We start from the raw sequence: 11881 nt of genomic DNA, 5'->3' as shown, positions 1-11881 counted from the left end.
CGACTGGTTCGGGGCGTTTGCGTTTCTGGCGCGTCACTTCGGCAACTTTTGTTTTACAGTGAATGTCTCGGTTGTAACGCTTGCAGGAGGTTATGTGGACAGTGTGGATCTGAATGTCCTGCGCAGCGTGCTCGAATGGCGCCGTGCCGGACAGCGAGTGGTGTTGTACAGCGTGGTCCAGACCTGGGGCAGCGCGCCGCGCCCGCCGGGCGCCATGCTGGCGTTGCGGGGCGATGGGGTAGTGATCGGCTCGGTATCGGGCGGGTGCATCGAGGATGACTTGATTGCACGCCTGCAGGACGGCCGGCTGCCTGAAGACGGGCCGCCGGTGCAGTTGGTGACCTACGGCGTTACCCGCGATGAAGCGGCGCGTTTTGGCCTGCCGTGCGGCGGCACCTTGCGCCTGACCGAGGAGCGGGTAGACGAGTGGGAATGGGTGGCTGAGCTGCTGGCACGGTGCGAGGCTCATCAGATCGTCGCCCGGGAGTTGGACCTGGCCACTGGCAAGGTGACGTTGAGTGGCGCGAGCAAGACCGACGTCGTCACCTTCGACGGTGAACGCCTGCGAGCCATCTATGGCCCACGCTGGCGCCTGCTGTTGATCGGTGCCGGGCAGTTGTCGCGGTATGTGGCGGAAATGGCGCGCCTGCTGGATTTCGAAGTACTGATCTGCGACCCGCGCGATGAGTTTGTCTATGGCTGGGAAGACCAGCACGGTCGCTTCGTGCCGGGTATGCCCGATGAGGCGGTGCTGAATATCCAGACCGACGAGCGCACGGCCATTGTCTGCCTCACCCATGATCCGCGCCTGGATGACATGGCGCTGCTGACGGCACTGAATTCCTCGGCGTTCTACATTGGTGCCCTCGGTTCACGGGTCAACAGCCAGAAACGCCGGGAAAACCTCGCGGCGCTGGGCTTGTCGACGGAAGCGATTGCGCGTCTGCATGGGCCGATCGGTTTGCATATCGGCAGTCATACACCGGCGGAAATCGCGTTGTCGTTGATGGCGGAAATTGTTGCGATCAAGAATGGTGTGGCGCCGATGCAGAAGAAGCCGTTACCGGTGGTGGTTGAGTGAGCATCACCGCGATTGTGCTGGCGGCGGGGCAGGGCAGCCGTTTCCGCGCCGAGGCAGGGGCTGACCAGGACAAGTTGCTGGCTGATTGTGTGGGCCTGGATGGCGTAGTTCGGCCAGTGATCGAGCAGGTGCTGAAGAATCTGCCGAGTGCCGTGGCTGATCGTTGGGTGGTGACTTCAGCCGATCGTCCCGAAGTAATTCGCTTGGCAGAGATCTACGGTTGCAAGGTGTTGCTGCTGCGCTCGGCCGGCATGGGCGACAGTATTGCCGCTGCGGTTGCAGCCAGTGCTTCGGCGAATGGCTGGCTGGTGGTGCTGGGGGATATGCCGTTTATTCAGTCATCGAGCATTGAGCGAGTGATTGCGGGGGTGGAGGAGGGTGGCATCAGTGTGCCGGTGCAGGACGGGCAGTACGGGCATCCTGTGGCATTTGGCCGGGCATTTGGGCCCGGGTTGATGGCTTTGACCGGTGATCGTGGAGCCAAGCCGTTGTTTGCCCAGGCGGCGGTGTGTGAGGTGGCGGTAGATGACCCTGGTGTGTCATGGGATGTGGACGTGCCTGCGTTGTTGCATTACCTCTAGCCGGACGAACATAAAAAAGCCCCGCCTGATCACTCAGGCGGGGCTTTTCAGTGGCTGCGGGAATCAGGCGAGAGGTTTGCTCTCGTGTTCTGCTTCCTGTGCCGCGGCAGCAGCAGCGGCAGCGGCTTCAGCTTCCTTGCGACGACGACGCACTTCACGTGGGTCGTTCGGCGCACGGCCGTTTTCGGTCAGGGCGCTGACCGGTGCAGCTTCAACTACGGGGGCAGCCACTTCGGCAGCCGCCGGCGTTTCAACCACTGGCGCTGGTTCAACGACCGGAGCAGGCTCGACCACTGGGGCTGGCTCGGCAACCACAACTTCGGCAACCGGTGCCGGCGCTTCTTCTACCGCCGGGGCAGGTGCTGGCTCTTCAACCGAAGCGGCAGGCTCGGCAGTCCATTGGAAGGCGGTCTGTTCTTCACGAACTTCACGAACTTCCGGGGCCGCTTCGACAACCGGTGCTTCAATCACTGCTTCAGCCACAGGTTGAGGCTCGACTACCGGTACTTGTTCAGCCACCGCTTCAACTTCTGGCAGGGCTTCTTGAACCGGAGTAACTTCCACTTCCGGAACAACCGGTGCTTCGATTGGGGTAGTCGCTTCAACAACCGGTGCTTCTACGACTGGGGTTTCGGCAGCAGGTGCTTCAACGACCGGCGCTTCAACCACTGGGGCCTCGGCGGCAGGCACTTCCACAACGACGGCTTCTTCAACAGTCGCGGTAGCGCGCTCAGCCTGCTCGTGCGCCTGGGCTTCAGCCGGAGCGCTGATCACCGAGCTGGCAACGGCAGCGGTAACGGCCAGGCCGGCAGCCAGTTCGGCGCCAGTCGGCTCGCTGGTAGCGGCTTCTGCGTTTTCGCCGGTCTCTTCCGAGCCTTCGATCACGTTGCCGTTGGCATCGCGTTGACGCTCACGACGGTTGCTGCGACGACGCTGGCCACGGGAGCGGCGGCGTGGACGATCGCCTTCGGCGCCTTCCTGACCGTCTTCCTGCAGTTGCTCTTCGCCGGTCAGCACTTCTTCTTCGCTGGCGGCAGCCGCTTGTTCGGCACGTGGTTGACGCTCTTCACGCGGAGCGCGAGGCTGGCGTTCTTCACGTGGCGCACGTTCTTCGCGCGGCTGGCGAGCCGGGCGTTCTTCGGCAACAACAGCTGCACCGGCAACGGCTGGCGCAGCGTCCAGCGGCTCGCGCAGTTCGCGCACACGCTCTTCGCGCTCGCCACGTGGCTTGCGGTCTTCGCGTGGGGCGCGTGGAGTACGCGGTGCGCGCTCTTCACGCGGTGCCCGTTCTACGGTCGGGGTTTCTTCACGGGCTTCGCGAGGAGCACGCTCTTCACGTGGGGCGCGTTCTTCACGCGGCGCACGCTCTTCGCGCGGCTTGCGCTCTTCGTCACGACGGCCGTTGCGGTTACGGCTCTGCTGGCGACCGTTGCGACGCTCTTCGTTGCGTGCAGGGCGCTCGGTCGCTGGTTTCTCAACCACAACCGGTGCAGCAGGCTCTTCCTTGGTGGCGAACAGGCTTACCAGCGACTTCACCAGGCCTTTGAACAGGCTTGGCTCAGGCATTACGGCCGGAGCGGCAACCGGAGCGGCAGCTTCAACCGGAACCGGTGCGTTGGCACGGGCCGGAGCGGTTTTCACGGCGGCTTCCTGGCGAACCAGGGTGCGGGTCGCGGCGGCTGGCTGGACTTCTTCCACTTCGGCGGCGGCAGCGGCGATTTCGTAGCTGGACTGGCCGCTGTGGGCTTCCGGGCTGTCATCACGCAGGCGCTGCACTTCGAAGTGCGGCGTTTCGAGGTGATCGTTCGGCAGGATGACGATACGGGCACGGGTGCGCAGTTCGATCTTGGTGATCGAGTTGCGTTTTTCGTTGAGCAGGAAGGCTGCAACCGGAATCGGCACTTGTGCGCGGACTTCGGCGGTGCGGTCTTTCAGGGCTTCTTCTTCGATCAGGCGCAGGATCGCCAGGGACAGCGATTCAACGTCACGGATGATGCCGGTGCCGTTGCAACGCGGGCAGACTATGCCGCTGCTCTCGCCCAGGGACGGACGCAGGCGCTGACGGGACATTTCCAGCAGGCCGAAGCGCGAGATGCGGCCGACCTGTACGCGGGCACGGTCAGCTTCCAGGCATTCGCGGACTTTCTCTTCCACGGCGCGCTGGTTCTTGGCCGGGGTCATGTCGATGAAGTCGATCACGATCAGGCCGCCGATGTCACGCAGGCGCAGCTGGCGGGCGATTTCTTCGGCCGCTTCCAGGTTGGTCTGCAGGGCGGTTTCTTCGATGTCGCTGCCTTTGGTCGCACGCGCCGAGTTGATGTCGATGGACACCAGGGCTTCGGTCGGGTCGATCACGATGGAGCCACCGGAAGGCAGTTCGACCACGCGCTGGAAGGCGGTCTCGATCTGGCTTTCGATCTGGAAACGGTTGAACAGCGGAACGCTGTCTTCGTACAGCTTGATCTTGCTGGCGTACTGCGGCATCACCTGGCGGATGAAGGTCAGGGCTTCGTCCTGGGCTTCAACGCTGTCGATCAGCACTTCGCCGATGTCCTGGCGCAGGTAATCGCGGATGGCGCGGATGATCACGTTGCTTTCCTGGTAGATCAGGAACGGCGCGGAACGATCCAGGGAGGCTTCCTTGATGGCGGTCCAGAGTTGCAGCAGGTAGTCGAGGTCCCACTGCATTTCTTCGCTGCTGCGGCCCAGGCCGGCAGTGCGCACGATCAGGCCCATGTCGGCCGGTGCGATCAGGCCGTTCAGCGCTTCACGCAGTTCGTTGCGCTCTTCGCCTTCGATGCGACGGGAAATGCCGCCGGCACGCGGGTTGTTCGGCATCAGGACCAGGTAACGGCCAGCCAGGCTGATGAAGGTGGTCAGGGCGGCGCCCTTGTTGCCACGTTCTTCTTTTTCGACCTGGACGATGACTTCCTGGCCTTCGCTCAGGACGTCCTTGATGTTCACGCGGCCTTCGGGGGCTTTCTTGAAGTATTCGCGGGAGATTTCTTTGAGGGGCAGGAAGCCGTGGCGCTCGGAGCCGAAATCGACAAAGGCAGCCTCGAGGCTTGGTTCGATGCGAGTAATACGGCCTTTATAGATGTTGGCCTTCTTTTGCTCGCGTGCACCGGATTCGATGTCCAGGTCGTAGAGGCGTTGGCCATCTACCAGTGCAACACGCAACTCTTCGGGTTGAGTTGCGTTAATCAGCATTCTTTTCATGTTGTACCGTCGGTTTCCGGGCTGCCGGAAACGGCGTTCGGCACACACGACTTCTCACGGTCGGTGTCAGGTGCGTCAAGAGTGGTTGGCCACTCCAGTGTCCAGCAATAACAGGCCAATTGGGCCGGTACCGCGACGGACGCGTCCTGCTTGTTAGCGGTGGTGACAAAGGCACCACTTCAACAAAAGCTAAGGTCAGGAGGAGGAATCAACCGGCGACTGTGGACGAGATGAAGCGTCTAAATATAAGCCTAGTGCTACACGGTCCGACGGTTGTGCATCTCCACCCTACACGTATCCCTGATAATTCGGGTGCTGCCGCGCGCAGAATCCGCAGCGGGTTGGCATTTACCGTGTTCTCCAATGGGGAGTCCACGCTCATGGCTAAACAAGACTAGGTGTGGGCGGTTGCGCTCTCACTCAGCTCTTAACAGGCGTTGTTTCCGAAGCATTCGCCGTGGTCTGGTCCAAGACTGACTGCACTTTGTGAACTGGCCGTAAATATCGGCGCAGAACGCGAGTATTCACCCTGCTTTCTGCACTCGCTTCAGGCCTCATGTCACCTGCGCTTGTTACAATCTTGAACCTTCCAGGGTGGCGAAAGCCCCGTAGGACGGCCTCGCGTCCTGATGAATTGCGATGGTCAGGGCCGGCAGTTTGCCGCATGTCCTCTGTCCAGGCCGCTTTTGGCGGCGTTCGCGACTATAGCAGCAATGATTAAGTGCTTCAATTCCATAAAAAATTGTTATCATCGCCGCCATGACGACTACCGCCCCCCAGACCCCCAGCGTCCAGCTGCTCGAGGTCTCGCCGGAATATGCCGGCCAACGCATCGACAATTTTCTCCTGGCCAGGCTAAAAGGCGTGCCCAAGACCTTGATTTACCGCATCTTGCGTAAAGGTGAAGTGCGGGTGAACAAGGGCCGGATCAAGCCCGAGTACAAGTTGCAGGCGGGCGATATCGTGCGCGTGCCACCGGTGCGCGTGCCTGAGCGTGACGAGCCTGTACCGTTGGCCCAGGGCTTGTTGCAGCGCCTGGAAGCCTCGATTGTCTTCGAAGACAGCAAGCTGATTGTGATCAACAAGCCCTGCGGCATTGCGGTGCATGGTGGCAGCGGCCTGAATTTCGGTGTGATCGAAGCCTTTCGTCAGTTGCGCCCGGATGCCAAGGAGCTGGAACTGGTCCACCGTCTGGACCGCGACACGTCCGGCCTGCTGATGATCGCCAAGAAACGTAGCATGTTGCGCCACCTGCACACCGCCTTGCGCGGCGATGGCGTGGACAAGCGCTACATGGCGCTGGTGCGCGGCAACTGGGCCAGTTCCATCAAGAGCGTCCGTGCGCCGTTGCAGAAGAGCAACCTGCGCTCCGGCGAGCGCATGGTCGAAGTGGATGAGGAGGGCAAAGAAGCCCTGACCCTGTTCAAGGTGCTGCGCCGTTTCGGCGACTTCGCCACGATGGTCGAGGCCAAGCCGGTCACCGGGCGCACCCATCAGATTCGTGTGCACACCCTGCACGCGGGTCACTGCATCGCGGGCGATACCAAGTACGGCGACGAAGATTTCTCCAGGGAAATCCGCGATCTGGGCGGCAAGCGCCTGTTCCTGCACGCCTACATGCTCACCGTGCCGCTGCCAGATGGTGGCGAGTTGAAGCTGCAGGCACCGGTCGATGAGATGTGGGCCAAGACCGTGGAGCGCTTGAGTGTCGCGCCTTGACTACAAACTGCTGATATTCGATTGGGATGGCACCCTGGCCGACTCCATTGGCCGGATTGTCGAGTCGATGCACGCTGCGTCGACCCGCTCGGGGTATACGCTGTGCAGTGATCTGGCGGTCAAGGGCATTATCGGCCTCGGCTTGCCTGAGGCGATTCGCACCTTGTACCCCGAGATCAGCGACGCCGAACTGGGCGCGTTTCGCGAGCACTACGCCGATCACTACATTGCATTGGAGGCCACCCCTTCGCCGCTGTTCGACGGTGTGGTGCAGTCCCTGGAGGCATTCCGTGCCCAGGGCTATCACCTGGCAGTCGCCACTGGCAAGGCGCGACGTGGCCTGGATCGGGTGCTCAAGGCCCACGGCTGGGAAGATTATTTCGATATCACCCGCGCCGCCGATGAAACTGCCAGCAAGCCTCATCCTCTGATGCTGGAGCAGATCCTGGCCCATTGCGGCGTGTCGCCACGCCAGGCCTTGATGGTGGGCGATGCCTCCTTCGACCTGATGATGGCGCGCAATGCGGGCATGGACAGTGTGGCGGTCAGCTATGGCGCCCAGGCTGCCGAGGCGTTGCAGCAATCTGAGCCGCGTCTGACGATTGATCATTTTTCCGAATTGCAGGCCTGGCTCAGCCGGGCCCAATAAGTCTTTGCTGGGGTTGATGGCATGAGTGATGAGTGGAAAGCGCCCGAAAAGGCTGAAAGCAGTGATGACAAAATCTGGAAGCTGCTGGAGAAAACCCTTCTGGCCAGCGTTCAGGAGCAGCGTCGCGCGCGGCGTTGGGGGATTTTCTTCAAGCTGCTGACCTTTGTCTGGCTCATCGGCATGCTGGCGCTGTTCAGTCCACTGGTGGACATGGAAAAAAGCGCAACCCGGGGTGCCAATTACACTGCCCTGATCGAAGTGCGCGGAGTGATTGCCGACAAGGAGTCCGCCAGTGCCGACAACATTGTCAGCAGTCTGCGCGCCGCGTTCGAAGACCCTAAGGTCAAAGGTGTGATCCTGCGCATCAACAGTCCGGGCGGCAGCCCGGTGCAATCGGGTTATGTGTATGACGAGATCCGTCGTCTGCGTGGTCTGCACCCGGATACCAAGCTGTATGCGGTGATTTCCGACCTGGGCGCCTCGGGTGCCTATTACATTGCCAGTGCCGCTGACCAGATCTACGCCGACAAGGCCAGTCTGGTGGGTTCCATTGGCGTGACGGCGGCCGGTTATGGTTTCGTCGGCACCATGGAGAAGCTCGGGGTGGAGCGTCGCACGTACACTTCGGGTGAACACAAATCCTTCCTCGATCCCTTCCAGCCGCAAAAGGCCGATGAGACCCAGTTCTGGCAGGGTGTGCTCGATACCACCCATCGCCAATTCATCACCAGCGTGAAACAGGGGCGTGGTGATCGTCTGAAGGACAAAGACCATCCGGAGCTGTTCTCCGGCCTGGTGTGGTCCGGCGAGCAGGCGTTGCCGCTGGGCTTGATCGACGGCCTGGGCAGTGCCAGTTCGGTGGCGCGGGATGTGATTGGCGAGAAGGAGTTGGTGGATTTTACGGTTGAGGAATCGCCGTTTGATCGTTTCTCCAAGCGGCTCGGTGCCAGTGTGGCGGAGAAGCTGGCCTTTTACATGGGCTTTCAAGGCCCAAGCCTGCGCTGAGCCCCAGGCTACATATAGATCAAAATGTGGGAGGGGGCTCGCCCCCGATTGCGGTGGGTCAGCTGCGGGTTAGTTGGCTGATCCTCTGCTATCGGGGGCAAGCCCCCACCCACATTTGCTTGTGGTGTTCTCAGGGGATTTGCACGCCTTCGGCCAGCAGCATATCCACCAGGCGAATGAGGGGAAGGCCGATGAGGCTGGTGGCGTCCGACCCTTCGGTACTTTGAAACAGGCTCACGCCCAACCCCTCGGCCTTGAAGCTTCCCGCACAGTCATACGGCTGCTCGACTCGCAAATAGCGCTCGATGCGCTCTGCATCGAGTTCGCGCATATGCACGGTAAAAGGCACGCAGTCGACCTGGCAGCTGCCTGTCTCGCTGTTCAGCAGCGCCAGCCCAGTGAGGAAGCTGACGCGCTTGCCGCTGGCGGTCAGCAGTTGCTCGCGGGCATTCTCGAAGGTGTGCGGCTTGCCGATGATCCGGCCATCGAGTGCGGCCACCTGGTCGGAGCCGATAATCAAATACCCCGGATGGCTGGCGGCAAGGGCGCGGGCTTTCTGTTCGGCCAGGCGCTTGACCAGTTCCTCGGCGGATTCATTTTCGTGGTGACTTTCATCGATATCCGGTGAGCTGCAGATAAACGGCAGGTGCAGGCGGCTCAGCAATTCCCGGCGATACACCGAGCTGGATGCGAGTAATAAAGGCAGCATGGGCGTCTCCTCAGGTCGGCAGCGGATTCTAGCGGGGCGACCGGCTGACGCACAGGGCTGAATTTCCTTTGACATGGCTGGGTGCATCCCTATAATGCTGCGCCTATGTTGAATGACCCGATTCCACCTCACGTTGACCCGCGCAAATTGGCTGATCGTGGCACTTCCCTTCAAGGTGAGTTGCTGCTGGCCGATTTGGAGAGACTCTGCGACCCGCTTTCCGACACTGTCGGTACGGTGCAGGCCAAATTCGTTTTTGAACGAGATGAACGTAAATCTGTGGTAATCCACAGTTTTATCGACACCGAAGTCAAAATGGTTTGCCAGCGTTGTCTTGAGCTGGTCACCCTGCCGATCCACAGCGAGTGCAGTTATGCTGTGGTGAAGGAGGGTGCGAATACCCAGTCGTTGCCGAAAGGTTATGACGTGCTGGAACTGGGCGAAGATCCTTTGGATCTGCATGCACTGATCGAGGAGGAGCTTCTGCTCGCCTTGCCCATTGTGCCTGCTCATCATCCGGAAGAATGCCAGCAGCCGGCGGGCCTCGATGACGAGCCCGAACCGAGCGAGGACGAGGTAACGCGGTCCAACCCGTTCAGTGTATTGGCGCAGTTAAAGCGTGACCCAAACGTTTAGGAGTTAATCAATTATGGCTGTTCAGCAGAACAAAAAATCCCGCTCCGCCCGTGACATGCGCCGTTCGCACGACGCTCTCGAGGCTAGCACCCTGTCCGTGGAAAAGACCACCGGTGAAGTTCACCTGCGTCACCACGTATCGCCAGAAGGCGTATACCGTGGCCGTAAAGTGATCGACAAGGGCGCTGACGAGTAATCACTTGTCTGCTCTAGTCATCGCGATAGACGCAATGGGCGGGGACTTCGGTCCCCGCAGCATTGTTCAGGCCTGCATTGCCAGCCTGTCTGCAACACCCTCGCTGCACCTGGCCCTCGTCGGCCAACCCTCCTTACTTGAAGAACTGATTGCCAGCCATCCGGCGGTGGATCGCGCGCGCCTGACGATTACGCCAGCCAGCGAAACCATCACCATGGATGAAAAGCCAGCGGCAGCCCTGCGTGGCAAGCCTGACTCTTCGATGCGGGTGGCCCTGGAACTGCTGCGTGATGGCAAGGTGCAAGCCTGTGTCAGCGCCGGCAATACCGGGGCGCTGATGGCGTTGTCGCGGTTTGTGCTCAAGACCCTGCCCGGCATTGATCGACCGGCTATGGTGGCGGCGATTCCGACGCAAAAAGGCTATTGCCAGTTGCTGGACCTGGGCGCAAACGTCGATTGCAGTGCCGAGCATCTGCTCCAGTTCGCCGTGATGGGCTCGGTGGCCGCCGAGGCGCTTGGCGTGGCCCGCCCGCGCGTTGCCTTGCTGAATATCGGCACCGAAGACATCAAGGGCAACCAGCAGGTCAAGCTGGCCGCCACGTTGCTGCAGGGCGCGCGGGGTTTGAATTACGTCGGGTTTGTCGAAGGTGACGGCTTGTACCGTGGCGAAGCGGACGTGGTGGTGTGTGACGGGTTTGTCGGCAATATCCTGCTCAAATCCAGCGAAGGCCTGGCGACCATGATCGCCACGCGTATCGAGGCGCTGTTCAAGCAGAACCTGGCATCGCGCGTTGTCGGCGCCCTGGCGCTGCCGTTGATGCGCCGCCTGCAGGCTGACCTGGCTCCGGCGCGGCATAATGGCGCGAGTTTTCTGGGGTTGCAGGGCATTGTGGTGAAAAGCCACGGCTCGGCCGGTGTCGAGGGTTTTCAAAGTGCGATCGCTCGGGCAGTGATCGAGATCCAGGAAAACCTGCCGCAACGCTTGCACGGCCGTCTTGAGGACCTGTTGCCTTAGGCGAATCGGCCCGGGAGTGCTTAAATGTGACCGGCCAGTTCAATTGACCATCCAATCTGTCAGTTTCGTGCGCTCCCACCGTAGGAGTGCGCATTTTTGACGACCAGATCATTAGGGGCTTGTTACATGTCTACATCCCTCGCATTCGTCTTTCCAGGGCAGGGTTCGCAGTCCCTCGGCATGTTGGCCGAGCTGGGCGCGCAATACCCGCTGATCCTGGACACCTTCAAGGAAGCTTCCGACGCCCTGGGTTACGACCTGTGGGCACTGACCCAGCAGGGGCCGGAAGAGCAACTCAATCAAACCGATAAAACCCAGCCGGCCATCCTGACCGCCTCGATCGCCCTGTGGCGCCTGTGGCTGGCAGAAGGCGGCGCACGCCCTGCATTCGTCGCCGGCCACAGCCTGGGCGAATACAGCGCCCTGGTTGCCGCGGGCAGCCTGACCCTGGGTGAGGCGGTCAAGCTGGTCGAGCGTCGTGGCCAGCTGATGCAAGAAGCCGTTCCGGCCGGGCAGGGCGGCATGGCCGCGATCCTGGGCCTGGACGACGCCGTGGTGATCGAAGCCTGCGCCGAAGCGGCCCAGGGCGAAGTCGTCAGTGCAGTGAATTTCAATTCCCCGGGCCAGGTGGTGATCGCCGGTGCCAAGGCTGCCGTTGAGCGTGCCATCGAAGGCTGCAAGGCCCGTGGCGCCAAGCGTGCGTTGCCGTTGCCGGTGAGCGTGCCGTCGCACTGCGAGCTGATGCGCCCGGCGGCCGAGCGTTTTGCCGAGTCCATCGCCGCCATCAACTGGCAAGCGCCGCAGATCCCGTTGGTGCAGAACGTCAGCGCCGCTGTGGCTGCCGACCTCGAAACCCTCAAGCGCGATCTGCTGGAGCAGCTCTACAAGCCGGTACGCTGGGTTGAATCGGTCCAGACCCTGGCCGCCAATGGTGCGACTGAACTGGTTGAGTGTGGTCCGGGCAAAGTCCTGGCCGGCCTGAACAAGCGCTGCGCCGACGGCGTGTCGACTGCCAACCTCAATACCCCTGACGCCTTTGCTGCCGCTCGCGCGGCACTGGCCTGAATCCCT

At 61.4% G+C, this 11881-nt stretch carries 11 protein-coding genes; 9 read left to right on the top strand and 2 right to left on the bottom strand.

Going from position 1 to position 11881, the window contains the following annotated elements; genetic code table 11:
- Nucleotides 1-94 precede the first annotated feature (94 nt).
- Together BFN10_RS16150 and BFN10_RS16145 are read left to right on the top strand one after the other, a co-directional pair.
- Entirely contained in the window at nt 95-1081 is a 987-nt protein-coding gene (locus BFN10_RS16150; protein WP_071490510.1) for an XdhC family protein, read from the top strand.
- Nucleotides 1078-1662 carry a nucleotidyltransferase family protein gene (locus tag BFN10_RS16145; RefSeq protein WP_071490509.1) on the top strand — a complete coding sequence of 195 codons (585 nt, stop codon included), beginning with the start codon at nt 1078-1080 and terminating at the stop codon, nt 1660-1662. Before BFN10_RS16150 ends, BFN10_RS16145 begins: the two co-directional genes overlap by 4 nt.
- Before the next feature lie 63 nt (nt 1663-1725).
- Here the strand turns inward: BFN10_RS16145 and rne are convergent, their stop codons facing one another.
- Nucleotides 1726-4881 (bottom strand): ribonuclease E, encoded by a 3156-nt coding sequence (rne, locus tag BFN10_RS16140; RefSeq protein ID WP_197678253.1) that lies wholly within the window; start codon nt 4879-4881, stop codon nt 1726-1728.
- A gap of 759 nt (nt 4882-5640) precedes the next feature.
- Between rne and rluC the strand changes: the two genes are divergently transcribed.
- Genes rluC through BFN10_RS16125 form a run of 3 tightly spaced genes read left to right on the top strand, consistent with a single transcriptional unit; the run spans nt 5641 to nt 8254 of the window.
- A complete protein-coding gene (gene rluC / locus BFN10_RS16135) occupies nt 5641-6600 on the top strand; it encodes a 23S rRNA pseudouridine(955/2504/2580) synthase RluC (RefSeq protein WP_071490507.1) in 960 nt (319 codons plus the stop codon).
- Complete coding sequence (locus tag BFN10_RS16130) at nt 6587-7249, top strand: HAD-IA family hydrolase (protein WP_071490506.1); 663 nt, start codon at nt 6587-6589, stop codon at nt 7247-7249. The genes rluC and BFN10_RS16130 overlap by 14 nt, the downstream gene beginning before the upstream one ends.
- A gap of 21 nt (nt 7250-7270) precedes the next feature.
- Nucleotides 7271-8254 (top strand): S49 family peptidase, encoded by a 984-nt coding sequence (locus tag BFN10_RS16125; RefSeq protein ID WP_071490505.1) that lies wholly within the window; start codon nt 7271-7273, stop codon nt 8252-8254.
- Nucleotides 8255-8384: 130 nt separating this feature from the next.
- Here the strand turns inward: BFN10_RS16125 and BFN10_RS16120 are convergent, their stop codons facing one another.
- Nucleotides 8385-8963 (bottom strand): Maf family protein, encoded by a 579-nt coding sequence (locus tag BFN10_RS16120; RefSeq protein WP_071490504.1) that lies wholly within the window; start codon nt 8961-8963, stop codon nt 8385-8387.
- Between the two features lie 105 nt (nt 8964-9068).
- Here BFN10_RS16120 and BFN10_RS16115 point away from each other — a divergent pair, with 105 nt between their 5' ends.
- From BFN10_RS16115 to fabD, 4 genes are all read left to right on the top strand, one after another.
- Entirely contained in the window at nt 9069-9599 is a 531-nt protein-coding gene (locus BFN10_RS16115; RefSeq protein ID WP_010566563.1) for a YceD family protein, read from the top strand.
- A 13-nt stretch (nt 9600-9612) separates the two neighbouring features.
- Nucleotides 9613-9795 carry a 50S ribosomal protein L32 gene (gene rpmF / locus BFN10_RS16110; RefSeq protein WP_003179396.1) on the top strand — a complete coding sequence of 61 codons (183 nt, stop codon included), beginning with the start codon at nt 9613-9615 and terminating at the stop codon, nt 9793-9795.
- Between the two features lie 4 nt (nt 9796-9799).
- Nucleotides 9800-10810 carry a phosphate acyltransferase PlsX gene (plsX, locus tag BFN10_RS16105; protein ID WP_083351496.1) on the top strand — a complete coding sequence of 337 codons (1011 nt, stop codon included), beginning with the start codon at nt 9800-9802 and terminating at the stop codon, nt 10808-10810.
- Nucleotides 10811-10936: 126 nt separating this feature from the next.
- On the top strand, nt 10937-11875 hold the full coding sequence (gene fabD / locus BFN10_RS16100; RefSeq protein ID WP_015885433.1) for an ACP S-malonyltransferase: 939 nt from the start codon (nt 10937-10939) through the stop codon (nt 11873-11875).
- The last annotated feature ends 6 nt before the right edge of the window (nt 11876-11881 follow it).

The organism is Pseudomonas extremorientalis (assembly GCF_001870465.1).
Taxonomy (GTDB): domain Bacteria; phylum Pseudomonadota; class Gammaproteobacteria; order Pseudomonadales; family Pseudomonadaceae; genus Aquipseudomonas; species Aquipseudomonas extremorientalis.
Note: the sequence above shows the minus strand (reverse complement) of the source record. Positions and strands in the feature narration are given on the sequence as shown.